We start from the raw sequence: 18,664 nt of genomic DNA on the forward strand, positions 1-18,664 counted from the left end.
GCTGCCTTAGATGCTGGTCGTCGCTGGCGGGGCGTGAGGATGGGTTAAATGCCCACTTATCTGATATATACATAGGACGTATTGTCGGTTTAGCTGCTGCCGATTTTTTGGAGAGACGAAAACCGCCGCAGCTAAACCGATAAAAGAATTAGGGGGGAAAAGGTTGAGTTACCGGAGAAGACTGTCAATGATTATTGCGCTGGATACTTACCTCGTTTTAAATTCAGTTATTGCAGGATATCAATTTTTAAAAGATTCCTATCAATTTTATGACTCCGGAGCATTACTGCTTACCGCTGTCAGCTTGCTTCTCAGCTATCATGTGTGTGCTTTCCTGTTCAATCAGTATAAACAGGTGTGGACATACACCGGACTTGGCGAGCTGATTGTCCTGCTTAAGGGCATTACGCTTTCCGCCGCTGTGACCGGCATCATTCAATATGCTGTGTATCACACGATGTTCTTCCGTCTGTTAACCGCGTGCTGGGTGCTTCAGCTTTTGTCTATTGGAGGGACCCGTATTTTATCGAGAGTATTAAACGAAAGCATCAGGAAAAAACGCTGCGCCTCGTCCCGCGCGCTGATTATCGGGGCGGGCTCAGGTGGGACTCTGATGGTCAGGCAGCTGCTTTCGAAAGATGAACCTGATATCATACCTGTCGCTTTTATTGATGACGACCAAACGAAGCATAAATTAGAAATTATGGGGCTGCCCGTAATCGGCGGAAAAGAAAGTATCATGCCTGCGGTGCAAAAACTCAAAATTAATTATATTATTATTGCCATTCCTTCACTCCGCACCCATGAGCTTCAGGTGTTATATAAAGAATGTGTGCGAACCGGAGTAAGCATTAAAATTATGCCTCATTTTGATGAAATGCTGCTTGGCACACGAACTGCCGGACAAATCAGAGATGTAAAAGCTGAGGACTTGCTCGGCAGAAAGCCGGTAACCCTCGACACTAGCGAAATTTCGAACCGCATCAAAGGAAAAACAGTTCTCGTCACGGGAGCGGGCGGATCAATCGGCTCAGAAATCTGCCGCCAGATCAGCGCGTTTCAGCCTAAGGAAATTATTCTGCTCGGCCATGGGGAAAACAGCATTCATTCGATTTATACAGAGCTGAACGGACGATTCGGCAAACACATTGTGTTCCATACGGAAATCGCTGATGTGCAGGACCGCGATAAAATGTTTACCTTGATGAAAAAATACGAGCCGCATGTTGTCTATCATGCAGCTGCCCATAAGCATGTGCCTTTAATGGAACATAATCCTGAAGAGGCGGTCAAAAACAATATTATCGGAACAAAAAATGTCGCGGAAGCAGCCGATATGTCGGGAACAGAGACATTCGTGCTGATTTCATCGGACAAAGCGGTGAATCCAGCCAATGTAATGGGGGCGACAAAACGATTCGCAGAGATGATTATTATGAATCTTGGGAAAGTCAGCAGAACCAAATTTGTCGCTGTTCGCTTCGGCAATGTACTCGGGAGCCGCGGCAGCGTCATTCCGATTTTCAAAAAACAGATTGAAAAAGGCGGCCCGGTGACAGTAACACATCCGGCAATGACCCGCTATTTCATGACGATTCCCGAGGCATCAAGGCTTGTGATTCAGGCTGGGGCACTGGCGAAAGGGCGTCAGATTTTCGTTCTCGATATGGGAGAGCCCGTAAAGATTGTGGATCTTGCCAAAAACCTCATTCATTTGTCCGGCTACACGACTGAGCAGGTTCCAATTGAATTCACAGGCATTCGTCCGGGCGAAAAAATGTATGAAGAATTACTGAACAAAAATGAAGTCCATGCTGAACAAATCTTTCCGAAAATTCACATCGGTAAAGCGGTGGACGGCGATTGGCCGGTGCTGATGCGCTTTATCGAGGATTTTCATGAGCTGCCGGAAGCCGACCTGAGAGCGAGGCTGTTTGCGGCGATCAATACATCAGACAAAATGACGGCTGCCAGCGTTCATTAGGGGGAGTGAAAATGACGAAAAAGATCTTGTTTTGCGCGACTGTTGATTATCATTTTAAGGCCTTTCACCTCCCTTATTTTAAATGGTTCAAACAAAGGGGCTGGGAGGTTCATGTCGCCGCGAACGGACAAACCAAGCTGCCGTATGTGGATGAGAAATTCTCCATCCCGATTCGCAGGTCACCTTTTGACCCTCAGAACCTGGCCGTTTATAGGCAGTTGAAGAAAGTGATCGACACTTATGAATACGACATTGTCCATTGCCATACACCGGTCGGCGGTGTTCTCGCCAGACTGGCGGCGAGGCAGGCACGGCGGCACGGAACAAAGGTACTGTACACAGCGCACGGATTTCACTTCTGCAAAGGAGCACCAATGAAAAATTGGCTTCTCTACTATCCGGTCGAGAAATGGCTTTCAGCATATACGGACTGCCTGATTACGATTAATGAAGAGGATTACACACGGGCGAAAGGACTTCAAAGGCCGGGCGGAAGGACGCAGAAAATTCACGGCATTGGTGTCAATACCGAGCGTTTCCGGCCTGTCAGTCCGATAGAGCAGCAAAGACTCAGAGAAAAGCACGGGTTCCGTGAAGATGATTTTATATTGGTTTATCCGGCTGAGCTCAATCTGAACAAAAACCAGAAGCAGTTAATTGAAGCCGCAGCCTTGCTAAAAGAAAAAATTCCCTCGCTCCGCCTTGTGTTTGCCGGGGAAGGGGCCATGGAACAAACGTATCAAACGTTAGCTGAAAAGCTTGGTGCCTCCGCCAATGTCTGTTTTTACGGCTTTTGCAGCAACATACATGAGCTGATTCAGCTTGCGGATGTATCTGTCGCATCCAGCATTAGAGAGGGCCTCGGCATGAATGTGCTTGAGGGAATGGCGGCAGAAAAACCGGCGATCGCCACAGATAATCGCGGGCATCGGGAAATCATTCGCGACGGAGAAAACGGTTTTCTGATCAAAATCGGTGACAGTGCTGCTTTTGCCCGCCGGATTGAACAGCTTTACCATAAGCCGGAGCTCTGCCAAAAGCTGGGACAGGAAGGCCGAAAAACAGCCTTGCGCTTCTCGGAGGCGCGAACGGTGGAAGAAATGGCAGATATTTATTCCGCGTACATGGATATGGATACAAAGGAGAAAAGCGTATGAACTCAGGACCGAAAGTTTCTGTCATTATGGGCATTTATAATTGCGAACGCACTTTGGCAGAAAGCATAGAATCCATTCTCAGCCAATCCTATAAAAATTGGGAGCTGATTTTGTGCGATGATGCGTCAACAGACGGCACGCTCCGTATCGCGAAGCAGTATGCCGCTCATTACAGCGACCGCATCAAACTGATTCAAAACAAAACAAATAAGCGGCTTGCCGCATCATTAAATCATTGTCTTTCGCATGCGACAGGCGATTATATCGCACGTCAGGACGGAGATGACCTTTCGTTTCCGCGCCGTCTGGAAAAGCAGGTCGCGTTTTTAGAAAAGCACCGACACTATCAGGTGGTTGGCACCGGCATGCTTGTGTTTGATGAATTTGGCGTAAGAGGCACCCGCATTCTGCCTTCTGTTCCGGAGCCGGGCATCATGGCAAAAGGGACTCCATTTTGCCACGGCACGATTATGATGAGAGCGAGTGCCTACCGCACGCTGAAAGGCTACCGGTCGGTGCGGCGGACGAGACGAATGGAAGATATTGATTTGTGGCTTCGCTTTTTTGAAGAGGGCTTCAGGGGCTATAATCTTCAGGAAGCCTTGTATAAAGTGAGGGAAGACAGCGATGCATTCAAACGGCGGTCATTTACGTATTCAATCGACAATGCCATCCTTGTCTATCAGGCGTGCAGACGCTTGAAGCTTCCTTTATCTGATTACATATATATCGCAAAACCGTTAATCCGCGCCTTTATGCCTGCAGCCGTGATGAATCGCTACCACAAAAAAAGAGTAATGAACCAAAAGGAAGGGCTTGTCAAGCATGAATAGCAGCCAAAAACGCGTGCTCCATGTTCTCAGCGGCATGAACAGGGGCGGCGCGGAAACCATGGTGATGAATTTATATCGGAAAATGGACAAAAGCAAAGTGCAATTTGACTTTTTAACGTATCGAAATGATCCGTGCGCTTACGATGAAGAGATTTTATCTTTAGGCGGGCGGCTTTTTTATGTCCCGAGCATTGGGCAAAGCAATCCCCTTACATTTGTGAGGAATGTGAGAAACGCGATAAAAGAAAACGGGCCGTTCAGCGCCGTTCATGCGCACACGGATTTCCAAACGGGTTTTATCGCCCTTGCGGCAAGGCTCGCCGGAGTGCCGGTCAGGGTATGCCATTCCCACAATACGTCTTGGAAGACCGGCTTCAATTGGAAGGATCGCTTGCAGCTGATGGTGTTCAGGCGGCTCATTTTGGCAAATGCGACAGCGCTGTGTGCCTGCGGAGAGGATGCGGGCAGGTTTTTATTTGGACAGTCCAATATGGAGCGGAAGCGTGTTCACCTTCTTCCTAACGGGATTGACCTTGAGTTGTTCGCCCCAAATGGGCAGGCGGCTGATGAAGAAAAAGCAGCACGCGGCATTGCAGCCGACCGGCTCATCATTGGCCATGTGGCCCGGTTTCATGAAGTGAAAAACCACGCGTTCCTGCTGAAGCTTGCCGCACATCTCAAGGAAAGAGGCGTTCGCTTTCAGCTCGTTCTGGCGGGAGACGGGCCGTTGCGCGGGGAGATAGAGGAGGAGGCGCGGCAGCAGAATTTGCTATCAGACGTCCTCTTTTTAGGCACGGAAGAACGGATCCATGAACTAATGCGAACATTCGATGTATTTGTCATGCCGTCTCTGTACGAAGGCTTGCCGGTTGTGCTTGTGGAAGCGCAGGCGTCGGGGCTTCCATGCATCATTTCAGACAGCATTACAGAAAAAGTCGACGCCGGTCTCGGGCTTGTCACAAGATTAAGTCTTTCTGAGCCGATCAGCGTCTGGGCTGAAACCATTGCAAGGGCGGCCGCCGCAGGCAGGCCGAAGCGTGAGTTCATCAAAGAAACACTCGCTCAACTTGGCTACGATGCACAGCAAAATGTAGGAGCGCTGCTGAATGTATACAACATCAGCACGGAAAAGGACCATAACCGATGATTGTATATGCCGTCAATATGGGGATCGTATTTGTTTGGTCTTGGTTCGCTAAAATGTGCGGCGGCCGTGACGATTCGCTTGCCACGGGGTATCGGCCGAATAAACTTTTGATCTGGATTCCGCTCGCTTCACTTGTGCTCGTGTCAGGTCTCCGCTATCGAGTCGGCACGGATTTTCAGACGTACACGCTGCTGTACGAATTGGCGGGCGATTATCAAAATGTGTGGCAGATATTCGGTTTCGGCACAGCAAAAACGGCGACCGATCCGGGGTTTACCGCACTCCTTTGGCTGATGAATTTCATCACGGAAGATCCGCAAATCATGTATTTTACGGTTGCGGTCGTGACCTACAGCTTTATTATGAAGACACTCGCCGACTATGGCAGGCCGTTTGAGCTGAGTGTCTTTTTGTTTTTGGGAACCTTTCATTACTACGCGTCTTTTAACGGCATCAGGCAATACATGGTCGCAGCTGCTTTGTTTTGGGCGATCCGTTACATCATCAGTGGGAACTGGAAGCGATATTTCCTGATTGTGCTGGTCAGCTCGCTCTTTCATTCGTCGGCGCTGATTATGATTCCAGTGTACTTTATTGTCAGAAGAAAAGCCTGGTCACCGGCGATATTCGGCCTATCCGCTTTATTTCTCGGCATGACATTTTTATATCAAAAATTTATTTCTGTGTTTGTCGTTGTACTTGAAAACAGCTCATACAGCCATTATGAAAAATGGCTCATGACGAACACAAATGGAATGAATGTAATCAAAATCGCTGTTTTGGTTCTGCCGCTGTTCCTTGCATTTTGCTATAAAGAACGACTGCGGAGTCTGTGGCCGCAAATTGATATTGTCGTCAATTTGTGCCTGCTAGGTTTTTTGTTCGGCCTTTTGGCCACAAAGGACGTGATTTTTGCCAGATTCAATATTTATTTCGGTCTGTATCAAATGATCTTAGTCCCTTATTTTGTCAGGATATTTGATGAAAAATCGAACGCCCTTATCTATATCGCTATTGTTGTTTGTTATTTTCTTTACAGTTATTTGCTTATGCCGGTTGATTCATCCGTTCTGCCTTACAGAACGATTTTTTCCCGGTAATTTATGCAAGAGGAGCCGGTCATTATGGAAACACCTGCGGTTAGTCTGTTAGTCGCTGTTTATAACACAGAAACATATATCAGAACGTGTCTCGAATCCCTGCGGAACCAGACAGTGGACAATATAGAAATCATCATTGTTAATGACGGTTCAGCAGACGCCAGCCCGGATATCGCAGAAGAATACGCCAAAGTGGACAACAGGTTCAAGGTGATTCATCAGGAGAACCAGGGTCTCGGTGCGGTTCGGAATAAAGGCATTGAGGCGGCAAGCGGCGAATTTATCGCGTTTATCGATTCAGACGATTGGATCGAACCTGATTATTGCGAGCAGATGCTCCGGGCAGCAGGCGATGAAACTGATCTGGTCATTTGCAATTACGCCGCAGAGTTTGAGGACACTGGCAAAACCATGGACTCAGACATTGCCCAAACCTATCAGGATCAGCCGAAGGAGCACTATATCAAGGCGTTATTCGAAGGGAAGGTCAGAGGGTTTTCATGGAACAAACTGTACAGAAGAAGCATGATTGAAGCCCATCGGCTGTCGTTTCCGCTCCGAGGCGAGCTGGAGCATGTCGAGGATCAGTTTTTCAGCTTCAGGGCTCACTTTTTCGCCCGCTCAGTATCCTACGTAAAAACGCCGCTCTATCATTATCGAATTCACCTTTCCTCCATTGTGCAGCGCTATCAGAAAAAATTGTTTGAATCAGGACTTGCGCTGTATGAGGCGAATGCGGCGTTTTTACAGGAGAACAACAAACTGGAGGAGTATCGCAAGGAGCTTGATACCTTTATCGTTCTTCACAGCAGCATCTGTATGCTGAATGAATGGAAAACGAGCGGCAGCCGCCGGCTGTTTGAAAAGCTTAGAAATGTTGGCGTGATATGCGCGGACCCGGTGTTTCAAGAAAGTCTTTCAAAAACGGGTACCGCTCCTTTTGACGCAAAACGGTCATGCCTGCTTCTGATGGCGAAATACAGAATGATTCCGTTCGTCGCTATGGCATCGGCTGTGTATCAGCGGGTGATCGAGTACAAAATGAGAAACAGAGGGTGAGGACATGTCGTTACAATCGTTGAAAATCAATTTTGCAGAATGGCTGCTGCTAAAGGTCAAATACCCGTCCCAATATTGGCTGGGAGCGGCAGATCAACCGGTAAAGGCCGCAGCACATCAGAAAAAAATCATACTGACCCTGCTGCCGTCCCATGACAATTTGGGTGATCACGCAATTGCTTATGCCAGCAAGGCATTTCTGGAGCAAGAATACCCGGACTTTGACATCGTCGAGGTCGATATGAAGGACATTTACAAATCAGCAAAAAATCTGATCCGCTCGCGCCATCCGGAGGATATGGTCTTTATCATCGGCGGCGGAAACATGGGGGATTTATACTGTTATGAGGAGTGGACGCGCCGCTTCATCATTAAAACATTCCGTGACTATCGGGTTGTCCAGCTTCCGGCAACGGCTCATTTTTCTGACACGAAAAAGGGGCGCAAAGAGCTGAAACGGGCACAGAAAATTTATAATGCGCACCCCGGCCTATTGCTCATGGCACGGGATGAAACAACGTATCAATTTATGAAACAGCATTTTCAAGAAAAAACAATTTTGAAGCAGCCGGACATGGTGCTGTATTTAGACAGAAGCAAGACCCCCGCAGAACGCGAAGGGGTTTATATGTGTTTGCGCGAGGATCAGGAAAGCGTGCTTCAGGAGGACCAGAGGAACCGGGTCAAGGCTGCGCTATTTGAGGAATTCGGCGAGATCAAATCCTTTACGACAACGATCGGGCGCCGGGTCAGCCGCGATACACGCGAACAAGAACTTGAAGCGCTGTGGTCTAAGCTGCAAAGCGCAGAAGCCGTCGTCACTGACAGGCTTCATGGCATGATTTTTTGCGCGCTGACAGGAACGCCGTGTGTTGTCATTCGCTCCTTTGACCATAAGGTGATGGAGGGCTATCAATGGCTTAAAGACATCCCGTTCATGAAGCTGATAGAACATCCGGAGCCAGAGCGCGTAACAGCCGCAGTCAATGAGCTTTTAACAAAAGAAACACCCCGTGCAGGCTTTCCGAGAGATGTGTATTTTAAAGGTCTGCGTGACAAAATCAGCGGTGAAGCGCAATGACCCCGCTCGTCAGCATTATTGTCCCGATGTATAATGTTGAACCATTTATAGGGGAGTGCATTGATTCTTTGCTTTGCCAAACGCTTTCGGATATTGAAATCATCCTCGTGAATGACGGAACACCGGATCGTTCAGGCGAAATTGCAGAGGACTATGCAAAACGGGATGCGAGAATCCGGGTCATTCATCAGGCAAACGGCGGGCTTAGTTCAGCGCGAAATACGGGAATAAAGGCCGCGCGGGGCACTTACATCGGCTTTGTAGACGGAGACGATTATGTATCTTCCTCCATGTTCCAGAGACTGGCTGAAGAAGCGGAGGAAAATCGGCTCGACATCGTCGGATGCGGTTTTTACAAACAGTCATCGGACAGGCGGACATATGTGCCGCCGCAGCTTGAGGCAAACCGCGTGCTGACAAAACGAGAAATGACTGAACGGCTTAAACATGCTCACGAAACGAGATTTATCTGGTATGTATGGCGTTATCTTTACCGCCGTGAGCTTTTTGATAGGGCGAATCTGATGTTTGATGAAGACATCCGTTTTGCTGAAGACTCTCCCTTCAATTTGTCCGCTTTTTGCGAAGCGGAGCGGGTGAAAATGCTTGATGAGGGATTGTACATTTATCGTGAAAACCCGAACAGCCTGACAGAAATCCCTTATAAGCCGGCGATGGATGAACATCTTCAAAAACAATATCAAGCTAAAATCGCATTCTACAATCACTATGGCTTAGCAGGCGCATGCCAAGAAGATTTGAATGTGTACATTTGCAGGCACCAGCTTCCGATGCTTTTGGCAAATGCCTGTGCTTCTCCGAATTCGCCGAAAGACATCAAAAAGAAGATCAGGCAGATTTTATCCTATGACATGGTGCGGCAGGCTGTCAGACATACACCGTTTCAGCATGAGAAATTATTAAGAGGAGAGCGCTTGGTATTAGCACTGTGTAAATGGCGGCTCACTTTTCTCATCAAGCTGTTTTTCGAGCATCGGGGGACAATGAAAGGCAGTGCGAAGCAAGCATGAAATTCACAATAAACTTCAGCGCTAATCTCACGGCTTTTCTCTTGTCCGTTTTCCTATCGGTTTGGATGACGCCTTTTATTGTCAAAACGCTCGGTGTGGAAGCGTTTGGCTTTGTTCACTTGACACAAAATGTGATTAATTACTTTTCGATTATTACCGTGGCGCTCAGCTCGGTTGTCGTTCGGTTCTTTTCTGTTGCTGCCCACAGGGGAGAGCGGGAGAAAGCAAATGCGTATATCAGCAATTATTTAGCGGCCTCTGTTTTGATTTCATTGCTGCTCTTGCTGCCGCTTGCGGGTTCGGCTTTTTTTATTGACCGCGTCATGAATGTGCCGCAAGCGCTTTTGGCTGATGTGCGTTTGTCGATTTTAATCGGCAGTTTGCTGTTTATTTTAACGTTTCTGATGGCGGGTTTCGGCGCTGCACCATTTTATGCCAACCGCCTTTATATCACCAGTTCCATTCAGGCGGTGCAAATGCTTATACGGGTGCTGTCTGTGCTGCTCCTGTTTGCATGCTTTGCGCCGAAAATCTGGCAGATCCAGCTTGCAGCTTTAGCTGGTGCTGTTATTGCGTCTGTGCTGTCTTTCTATTTCTTCAAAAAGCTGATTCCGTGGTTTTCGTTTCGTATGAAGGATCTTTCATTCCGCACAAGCAAGGAGCTGTTTCAAGCGGGCGCATGGAGCTCCGTCAATCAAATCGGCGTCCTGCTTTTTTTGCAGATTGATCTGTTAACCGCCAATTTGATGCTGGGGGCATCCGCATCCGGGAAATACGCGGCGATTATCCAGTTTCCGCTGCTTTTGCGCAGCTTGGCCGGAACGGTCGCATCCCTGTTTGCGCCTATCATGACTTCATATTATTCAAAAGACGATATGGACGGATTGATGAATTATGCCAATAAGGCAGTAAGGCTCAATGGTCTTTTGCTTGCACTTCCTGCTGCCTTATTGGGCGGATTGGCGGGACCTTTTTTGACAATCTGGCTCGGACCGTCCTTTTCAACGATAGCACCGCTTTTATTTATTCATGCCGGATACTTGGTTGTCAGCCTCGCCTTTATGCCGCTGTTTTATATATGGACCGCTTTTAATCAACAAAAAACACCGGCGATTGTTACCCTGCTGTTAGGTGCGGTGAATGTGGTGCTGGCGGTCACGCTGAGCGGGCCGGCTCATCTCGGTCTGTACGGCATAACATTGGCAGGGGCCATTTCTCTTATTTTAAAAAATGCCATCTTTACGCCGCTTTACGTATCCCGCATTACAGGCTACAAAAAGCACGTGTTCTTTAAAGGCATCATCGGGCCTCTTTCAGCCGCTGTGTTTGCCTGGACGGTCTGTAAGGCAATTCAGTTCATTGTGAAGATTGACAGCTGGCCGTCATTGATAGCGACGGGAGTGACAGTCAGCTTTTTCTACGCTGTTTTCGCTTTTATGCTCGTTTGTACAAAAGAGGAAAGACAGCTGGTATTAAAACGGTTTCGAAAAACGAAAGGAGCTGTGAATCTTTGATCCTGAAACGACTTTTTGATCTGACGGCCGCCATTTTTTTGTTGTGCTGTACAAGTGTGATCATTCTGTTCACCATCGCCGTTGTCAGGCTGAAAATAGGATCACCTGTCTTCTTTAAGCAAGTAAGGCCGGGCCTGCATGGCAAACCGTTCACCCTATATAAGTTCCGGACAATGACGGATGAACGGGACAGTGAAGGAAATCTGCTGCCTGATGAAGTCCGGCTGACGAAAACGGGCAGGCTGATCAGAAAGCTGAGCATTGATGAGCTTCCACAGCTCCTGAATGTCCTAAAGGGCGATCTGAGCCTTGTCGGGCCGCGGCCGCTTTTGATGGACTATTTGCCTCTTTATACAGAAAAACAGGCACGGCGCCATGAGGTGAAGCCGGGTATCACAGGTTGGGCGCAAATCAATGGCAGAAACGCGATTTCCTGGGAAAAGAAATTTGAATTAGATGTTTGGTACGTTGACAACCGGTCATTTTTTCTCGATTTGAAAATTTTATGTTTGACGGTGCGAAAGGTCCTTGTTTCAGAAGGGATTCAGCAAACCAATCATGTGACCGCGGAACGGTTTACCGGAAGCGGAGATGTGTCCTCATGAAAAATGTGGCCATTGTGGGTGACGGCGGACACGGAAAGGTGATCAGAGAGCTGATAAACGCCCGTTCAGATACGCGCTTAGCCGCGGTGCTGGATGATAAATTCAAAACGTTCGAAGGCGGAAAAGAATGGTACACAGGACCGCCGGAAGCCGTTACTGAACTGCGCAGGCTCATTCCTGATGTGCTGTTTCTGATTGCTGTTGGAAATAACAATGTCAGAAAACAGCTGGCGGAGCGACTGGGACTGAAGAAAGGTGATTTTATTACATTGATTCACCCGTCAGCCATCGTCAGCAGGTCGGCTGTCATTGGGGAAGGGACAGTAATTATGGCGGGCGCGATCATTCAGGCGGATGCGCGCATCGGCGCTCATTGCATCATCAATACGGGTGCAGTGGCAGAGCACGATAATCAAATCAGCGATTACGTTCATCTGTCCCCGCGTGTCACGCTGTCAGGAGCGGTTTCCGTTCAGGAAGGCGCTCACGTCGGAACTGGTGCATCCGTCATACCGCAGATCACAATCGGGGCTTGGAGCATTGTCGGAGCCGGCTCCGCGGTGATCCGTCCCATACCGGACAGGGTAACGGCGGCCGGTGCACCGGCACGCATCATTTCTTCCATTCAAACATCAAACAAAGGATGATTCTATGCATAAAAAAATCTACTTATCTCCCCCTCATATGAGCGGCAGGGAGCAGCACTATATTTCAAAAGCCTTTCGCTCAAACTGGATCGCGCCGCTTGGGCCGCTCGTGAATACATTTGAAGAACAGCTGGCAGAACGAGTCAGTGTAAAAGCAGCAGCTGCGGTCAGCTCAGGAACGGCGGCGATTCATCTCGCGCTGCGTTTACTTGAGGTAAAAGAAGGTGACAGCGTGTTTTGCCAGTCCTTCACATTTGTAGCAACCGCCAATCCGATTCTATATGAAAAAGCGGTGCCCGTCTTTATTGATTCTGAGCCTGATACGTGGAATATGTCGCCGACAGCCCTTGAAAGAGCATTGGAGGAAGCGAAAAGAAATGGAACACTGCCAAAAGCGGTGATTGCCGTCAATCTATATGGGCAGAGCGCGAAAATGGATGAAATCGTAAGCCTGTGTGATGCATACGGAGTTCCTGTCATTGAGGACGCAGCCGAATCTCTGGGGACAGTCTATAAAGGGAAGCAAAGCGGAACTTTCGGGCGCTTCGGCATTTTTTCATTTAACGGGAACAAAATCATTACCACATCAGGGGGAGGGATGCTCGTTTCAAATGATGAAGCCGCAATTGATAAAGCAAGATTTCTCGCTTCGCAGGCACGAGAGCCGGCTGTTCATTATCAGCACAGTGAAATGGGGCATAATTACAGGCTGAGCAATATCTTAGCCGGCGTCGGCATTGCCCAGCTTGAGGTGCTGGATGAGCGAGTGGAGAAAAGAAGGGCCATTTTCACGAGATACAAAAATGCGCTCGGTCACATAGACGGCGTCCGCTTTATGCCGGAGTACGCAGCAGGCGTATCCAATCGATGGCTCACCACGCTCACACTTGATAACGGGCTCAGCCCATATGACGTAGTTCAACGTCTTGCTGAAGAAAACATTGAAGCCCGTCCGCTGTGGAAGCCGCTCCATACCCAGCCGCTGTTCGATCCGGCTTTATTTTATTCTTATGAAGATACAGGAAGCGTATGCGAAGATTTGTTCAAGCGGGGAATCTGTCTCCCATCGGGGTCCAATATGACAGAAGATGAGCAAGACCGGGTCATTGAAGTGCTACTGCACTTATTCCAAACTGCCGAGGTGAAGAAATGGACAGCAAGCATTCGATGATCAGCCTGAAGCAGAAACTGTCCGGGCTGCTCGACGTCATTCCGAAACAATCAGAGATTATATATGCGGACTATCCTCTATATGGGAATGTAGGGGATTTATTTATTATGAAAGGAACAGAAGCCTTCTTTAAAGAACACGGGATTCGGGTCAGAAAACGCTGGAATCCTGACAATTTTCCAGTCGGGCGAAAGCTGGATCCTAATCTCATCATCGTCTGCCAGGGAGGCGGAAACTTCGGGGATTTGTATCCGTATTATCAAGGCTTTAGAGAGAAAATCGTCCAAACCTATCCGAACCACAAAATTGTGATCCTGCCGCAATCGATTTATTTCCAAAACAAAGACAACCTCAAACGGACGGCAGAGATATTTTCTAAGCATGCGAACCTTCACATCATGACAAGGGAAAAAGCCTCCTATGCTACGGCACAGGCATATTTTTCAAAAAATCACATTCAGCTTCTGCCTGATATGGCTCATCAGCTGTTTCCCGTCATTCCCACGCAGCAGCCGTCCAATCAAAAGCTGAGATTTATCCGAACAGATCATGAAGCAAACCAGGCGCTTCAGGAACACACAGAAGCGGAAAGCTACGACTGGCGCACGGTGCTGTCAGCTTCAGACCGCCGGACGATTGCTTTTCTGCAAACGCTGAACGTCCTGAATAAAAAAGCAGGCAACCCTTTGCCCATTGCGTATATATGGGGAAAATACTCGGATTATATCGTCCAAAAAGCCATTCGGTTTTTCAGCCGTTACGAATCGGTGGAAACGTCAAGGCTGCACGGACACATCTTGTCCTCTCTTCTTCAAAAAGAAAACACGGTCATTGATAATTCCTATGGGAAAAACGCCAATTACTTTCATACCTGGATGGAAGGAGTGCCAGGCACCCGGCTCATCCAGCACGCCTCAAAGAAGGAAAACCTTCCTGCTCACGTGTGAGCGGAAGGTTTATTTTGATTCTCCACGTTTGACTTTGTTGTATGCTTCATCTAAATGCTGAATCCGTTTCAGTACGACTGCGTTTTTCGTCAGCTGGTCCTGCACTAGTGTTGAGACGACGGAACGGTAGTAGCTGTTCATCGCGTGGATTTTATCCTCAGACTGATTCATTTCAATATGCTGTTTTAAATTCTCAATAAAATAAGGGACGGAAAAAAGTTCAGACATTTCTTTGGCAGCTCCTTTTTCATAAATGTATACGGTGTGATCTCAATCATGTACAATGAAGAAAGGGGAGTGAGCAAGATGGATATGAAACTTCAGCAAGTACAAGTATTAAAGCCTCAACTGACACAGGAGCTCAGGCAGGCCATCACGCTGCTTGGCTATCACTCGGCAGAACTCGCCGAGTACATTGATGAGCTCTCACTGGAAAACCCTCTTATTGAACGAAAGGAAACAGACACACCGCCACTATCTTACCATAAAACAAACAAAAACAGGATGAATGCACAGGAAGCGGGCCTTCAATTAAGTAATCCGCAAAAAACATTGCAGGATGCGTTAAAACAGCAGTCACTCGATATGAATCTGACAAATACTGAAAAAAAGATTTTTAATTATCTGATTCATTCGCTTGATTCAAATGGATACTTGGAAGAAGATGTGGAGGAGGCAGCACGGCGCCTATCTGTATCGGCCAAGGAAGCGGAGGCTGTTTTGGCAAAACTCCAGTCATTAGAACCGGCTGGAATCGGCGCGAGATCTTTGCAGGAATGCATCCTTCTTCAATTACAGCGGCTGCCGAACAGAAATGAACAAGCAGAAATGCTGGTTTCAGCTCATTTTGATGCTTTTGCGCAAAAAAAATGGAAAGCGCTTTCAGTGGAGTCAGGAATTCCGCTTCATACCATTCAAGATATCTCAGATGATATCGCGGCTCTTCATCCTAGACCTGGCCTTCTGTTTGCCCGGCCAGAGCAAGATGTGTATATTGAGCCTGACATTTTTATCACCGTAAAAAACGGGCACATCGCAGCGGAACTGAATACCCGCTCGTTTCCCGAGATCGATTTGCATCCGCAGTACAGAACGCTTTTATCATCCGGCTCTTGTCAGGATACTGTCTCCTATTTATCTGCGAAATATCAGGAGTGGCGCTGGCTGAGCCGCGCGCTGCGGCAGCGAAAACAGACAATCACGAGAATTATCAATGAACTGATCACACGCCAAAAGGATTTCTTTCTGAAAGGGCGAAGCGCAATGAAGCCGCTGACTCTCAGAGAGGTGGCGGACTGTCTAAGCCTTCATGAATCAACTGTGAGCCGGGCCATTAAAGGGAAAACAATACAAACGCCTTACGGGCTGTTTGAGATGAAACTCTTTTTCTCAGCAAAAGCCGAGGCTTCAGGAGAGGGAGATGCGTCGAATTATGCAGTCAAAATGCATCTTGAAGACCTGATCAATCAAGAGGACAAAACAAAACCGCTTTCAGATCAAAAGCTTGTCGATTTGCTGTATGAACAACACGGCATCCAAATCTCGAGACGCACCGTGGCAAAATATCGCGATCAAATGAATATTCCGTCATCGGCAGCGAGAAAGCGATATAAATAAAATCCTCCCTAGACGGGAGGATTTTTTTAAGGAATCATCCAGCTGAATACGTGATGCTGCAAAAAGGTGATGATACAAACGAGCAGCAGCAAAAACAGACTGTGTTTAATGGTAAAGCGGAAAAGATCTGATTCCTTTCCGGCGAGTCCTACCGCGGCGCACGCCACCGCTATCGACTGCGGCGAAATCATTTTTCCTGTGACACCGCCTGAAGAGTTGGCGGCGACAGACAGAACAGGGTCCATACCGACCGATAATGCGGTGACTTTCTGCAGGTTGCCGAACAGCAGGTTGGCGGAAGTATCCGAGCCGGTAATGAAGACGCCGAGCCAGCCGAGAACGGGCGAAAAGAAGGTAAACATCGAACCTGTCAGCGCGAGTGTCATCCCGAGTGTCGTGCTCATTCCCGAGGAGTTGGTGACATAGGCAAAACCAACGACAGAAGCAATGGTCAAAATCGGAAGCTTCAATTCTTGGACTGTTTCTTTAAAAACGGTTCCCCAGTCTTTCCACGAAATCGCCGTGATGAACTTTGACAGCACTGCGGCAATCAATATCGCGGTGCCGGCTGAACCAAGCACCTCCAACTTGTAAACCGCTTCAATCGGCGTACCGTCAGCATTGACAATCTGATTGTTCAAAAAAGGCACACCGGGGGAAAAAGTCAGTTTTTCTCCAACAGCATTCAGCCACTTTAAGAACACCGCAGAGCCTTCATAATGCCCAGTCAGTGCAGATTTGACAGATGGAATGCCCCATACGGAAATCATCGCCGTCAGCAGCAGAAATGGCGACCAAGCCTTAAAAATCTGTCCGCCGCTGTATGCAGGCGCTGCCGGATTTATGCGCGCCGTTTCAATTGAGGCGGCTGACTCTTGTTCACCGGCAAACCGGAATGTTGTTTTCGGCTTCCACCATTTCAAAAACACAGCAAGTGCAGCCATTGAAACAAGAGCTGACAAAACATCGGGCAGCTCAGGCCCTAAAAAATTGGAACTGAGATATTGAACAACAGCAAAGGAAACACCGGATACGAGAATCGCCGGCCAGATCTCCAAGGCTTTCCTGAACCCGCTCATGATGATGATTAAATAAAGAGGAATAAATACGGATAAAAACGGCAGCTGCCGCCCGACCATTTGCGAAATCTCCATCGCCGGAATCCCTGTCGGCCCTTCTACGGCTGTAATTGGAATCCCAATCGCCCCAAAGGCAACCGGCGCCGTATTGGCGATCAAACAGATCCCCGCAGCATAAAGAGGATTAAAGCCGAGACCGACCAGCAGCGCGGCAGAAATGGCGACCGGCGCTCCGAAGCCTGCTGCCCCTTCTAAAAAAGCCCCGAATGAAAAAGCGATCAAGAGAGCTTGAAGCCGTCGGTCATCAGTAATCGAGAGAACAGAGCTGCGAATGATATCAAACTGTCCCGTTTTCACAGTGATTTTATACAAAAAAACAGACGTCACAATGATCCAGCCGATCGGCAACAATCCGTATACGGCTCCTTGTGTCGCGGACATCAGCGCTTTTTCCGCCGGCATCCGATAAACCAATACAGCAATGATAAGGGCGATCCCCAATGTGGCCAAGCCTGCTGTATACCCCTTCATCCGTTTAATCGCGAGTGCCCAAAAAAAGAAAATAATCGGTACAAGTGCGGCAAGCGCTGATAATAGCAAATTTCCCCCTATAGGCGTATATGCCTGTGTCCATTGCATCCCAAACCCCTCCTTGAAACATAAACTGGCGCCGTATGTAAGCGGTTTCTATAGATGATATGATCATCTGATGACTGGGTAATAAGACCAGTTACCTAGCATTATATTTTGAAAAAAATCAAAGTACAAGACTTTTTGACAAAATAGTCAAAATCTTTTGGCGGCCCACAAAACAGAGTATAATAGATCGTAAACAGCCAGACCTACAAGTTACGGGGTGAATTGCATTGAAATACAAACAGATTAAAACAAAAAAAATATATGAAGAAGTAGCAGATGCCCTATTAGATATGATCAAAAACGGCGAATTGAAGCCGGGGGATAAACTGGACTCTGTTCAGGCGCTTGCTGAGAGCTTTCAAGTCAGCCGTTCAGCGGTTCGCGAAGCACTTTCTGCGCTAAAAGCGATGGGGCTTGTCGAAATGAAACAGGGAGAAGGCACGTATCTGAAGGAATTTGAGCTCAATCAAATCTCTCAGCCGCTCTCAGCGGCCCTTCTGATGAAAAAAGAGGACGTCAAGCAGCTGCTCGAGGTCAGAAAACTGCTTGAAATCGGCGTGGCTTCACTAGCGGCTGAAAAAAGGACAGAAGCAGATCTCGAAAGAATTCAGGATGCACTAAAGGAAATGGGCAGCATTGAAGCGGACGGTGAGCTGGGAGAGAAAGCAGACTTTGCATTTCATCTTGCGCTTGCGGACGCTTCTCAAAATGAACTTCTTAAACACTTGATGAATCACGTGTCATCATTGCTGCTGGAAACAATGAGGGAAACGAGGAAAATCTGGCTGTTTTCCAAGAAGACCTCCGTTCAGCGGCTGTATGAGGAGCACGAACGGATTTACAATGCTGTGGCTGCCGGGAACGGTGCAGAGGCGGAAGCCGCCATGCTGGCACATTTGACGAATGTGGAAGATGTGCTTTCGGGATATTTCGAGGAAAATGTGCAATAACCAACTCATTTCCCGGGCAATTCCGCCGGTTCCGAATGATACGAACAACTGAGACTGAGCCGCAAATGGTTCAGTCTTTTTACATGAGGCAGCCAGAGGGCTT

General features: G+C 48.0%; 17 protein-coding genes. 15 read left to right on the forward strand and 2 right to left on the reverse strand.

Translation table 11 applies throughout. From position 1 onward, the window contains the following. Window positions 1-163: 163 nt before the first annotated feature. Genes WA279_RS11590 through WA279_RS11650 form a run of 13 tightly spaced genes read left to right on the forward strand, consistent with a single transcriptional unit; the run spans window position 164 to window position 14,276 of the window. Complete coding sequence (locus WA279_RS11590) at window positions 164-1,984, forward strand: polysaccharide biosynthesis protein (RefSeq protein ID WP_206734035.1); 1,821 nt, start codon at window positions 164-166, stop codon at window positions 1,982-1,984. A gap of 11 nt (window positions 1,985-1,995) precedes the next feature. Further along, on the forward strand, window positions 1,996-3,141 hold the full coding sequence (locus WA279_RS11595; RefSeq protein ID WP_336155455.1) for a glycosyltransferase family 4 protein: 1,146 nt from the start codon (window positions 1,996-1,998) through the stop codon (window positions 3,139-3,141). Next, window positions 3,138-3,974 carry a glycosyltransferase EpsE gene (gene epsE / locus WA279_RS11600; protein ID WP_003228255.1) on the forward strand — a complete coding sequence of 279 codons (837 nt, stop codon included), beginning with the start codon at window positions 3,138-3,140 and terminating at the stop codon, window positions 3,972-3,974. Before WA279_RS11595 ends, epsE begins: the two co-directional genes overlap by 4 nt. After that, window positions 3,967-5,121, forward strand: a complete 1,155-nt coding sequence (locus WA279_RS11605; protein ID WP_336155456.1) for a glycosyltransferase family 1 protein — start codon at window positions 3,967-3,969, stop codon at window positions 5,119-5,121. Before epsE ends, WA279_RS11605 begins: the two co-directional genes overlap by 8 nt. Then, complete coding sequence (epsG, locus tag WA279_RS11610; RefSeq protein ID WP_251188177.1) at window positions 5,118-6,221, forward strand: biofilm exopolysaccharide biosynthesis protein EpsG; 1,104 nt, start codon at window positions 5,118-5,120, stop codon at window positions 6,219-6,221. The genes WA279_RS11605 and epsG overlap by 4 nt, the downstream gene beginning before the upstream one ends. Window positions 6,222-6,245: 24 nt before the next feature. Continuing rightward, a complete protein-coding gene (locus WA279_RS11615; RefSeq protein WP_335449629.1) occupies window positions 6,246-7,280 on the forward strand; it encodes a glycosyltransferase family 2 protein in 1,035 nt (344 codons plus the stop codon). 4 nt (window positions 7,281-7,284) lie between these two features. Further along, window positions 7,285-8,361, forward strand: a complete 1,077-nt coding sequence (locus WA279_RS11620; protein WP_336155457.1) for a polysaccharide pyruvyl transferase family protein — start codon at window positions 7,285-7,287, stop codon at window positions 8,359-8,361. Next, the gene (locus WA279_RS11625) at window positions 8,358-9,392 is read left to right on the forward strand and encodes a glycosyltransferase (RefSeq protein WP_336155458.1); all 1,035 of its coding nucleotides are present in this window, start codon (window positions 8,358-8,360) and stop codon (window positions 9,390-9,392) included. Before WA279_RS11620 ends, WA279_RS11625 begins: the two co-directional genes overlap by 4 nt. Next, a complete protein-coding gene (locus WA279_RS11630; RefSeq protein WP_336155459.1) occupies window positions 9,389-10,906 on the forward strand; it encodes an MATE family efflux transporter in 1,518 nt (505 codons plus the stop codon). The genes WA279_RS11625 and WA279_RS11630 overlap by 4 nt, the downstream gene beginning before the upstream one ends. Further along, complete coding sequence (locus tag WA279_RS11635; RefSeq protein WP_014480945.1) at window positions 10,903-11,511, forward strand: sugar transferase; 609 nt, start codon at window positions 10,903-10,905, stop codon at window positions 11,509-11,511. The genes WA279_RS11630 and WA279_RS11635 overlap by 4 nt, the downstream gene beginning before the upstream one ends. Then, the gene (locus WA279_RS11640; RefSeq protein WP_336155460.1) at window positions 11,508-12,158 is read left to right on the forward strand and encodes an acetyltransferase; all 651 of its coding nucleotides are present in this window, start codon (window positions 11,508-11,510) and stop codon (window positions 12,156-12,158) included. The genes WA279_RS11635 and WA279_RS11640 overlap by 4 nt, the downstream gene beginning before the upstream one ends. A gap of 4 nt (window positions 12,159-12,162) precedes the next feature. Then, window positions 12,163-13,329, forward strand: a complete 1,167-nt coding sequence (locus tag WA279_RS11645) for a DegT/DnrJ/EryC1/StrS family aminotransferase (protein WP_336155461.1) — start codon at window positions 12,163-12,165, stop codon at window positions 13,327-13,329. Further along, the gene (locus WA279_RS11650; RefSeq protein ID WP_336155462.1) at window positions 13,308-14,276 is read left to right on the forward strand and encodes a polysaccharide pyruvyl transferase family protein; all 969 of its coding nucleotides are present in this window, start codon (window positions 13,308-13,310) and stop codon (window positions 14,274-14,276) included. The genes WA279_RS11645 and WA279_RS11650 overlap by 22 nt, the downstream gene beginning before the upstream one ends. Window positions 14,277-14,285: 9 nt before the next feature. Here WA279_RS11650 and yvfG read toward each other — a convergent pair whose 3' ends face one another. Next, entirely contained in the window at window positions 14,286-14,504 is a 219-nt protein-coding gene (gene yvfG / locus WA279_RS11655) for a protein YvfG (protein ID WP_003219905.1), read from the reverse strand. Between the two features lie 78 nt (window positions 14,505-14,582). Between yvfG and rpoN the strand changes: the two genes are divergently transcribed. Next, window positions 14,583-15,893 (forward strand): RNA polymerase factor sigma-54, encoded by a 1,311-nt coding sequence (gene rpoN, locus WA279_RS11660; protein WP_336155463.1) that lies wholly within the window; start codon window positions 14,583-14,585, stop codon window positions 15,891-15,893. Window positions 15,894-15,919: 26 nt separating this feature from the next. On the opposite strand, the gene lutP is transcribed toward rpoN, so the two are convergent. Next, on the reverse strand, window positions 15,920-17,611 hold the full coding sequence (lutP, locus tag WA279_RS11665; protein ID WP_336155464.1) for an L-lactate permease LutP: 1,692 nt from the start codon (window positions 17,609-17,611) through the stop codon (window positions 15,920-15,922). Window positions 17,612-17,838: 227 nt separating this feature from the next. On the opposite strand from lutP, the gene lutR reads away from it, so the two are divergent. Next, window positions 17,839-18,561: an L-lactate utilization/bacilysin biosynthesis transcriptional regulator LutR gene (gene lutR / locus WA279_RS11670; RefSeq protein WP_029318374.1), complete on the forward strand. Its 723-nt coding sequence runs from the start codon at window positions 17,839-17,841 to the stop codon at window positions 18,559-18,561. Window positions 18,562-18,664: the final 103 nt, after the last annotated feature.

The sequence above is a fragment of the Bacillus sp. 204(2023) genome (assembly GCF_037027505.1).
In the GTDB taxonomy this organism is placed as follows: domain Bacteria; phylum Bacillota; class Bacilli; order Bacillales; family Bacillaceae; genus Bacillus; species Bacillus subtilis.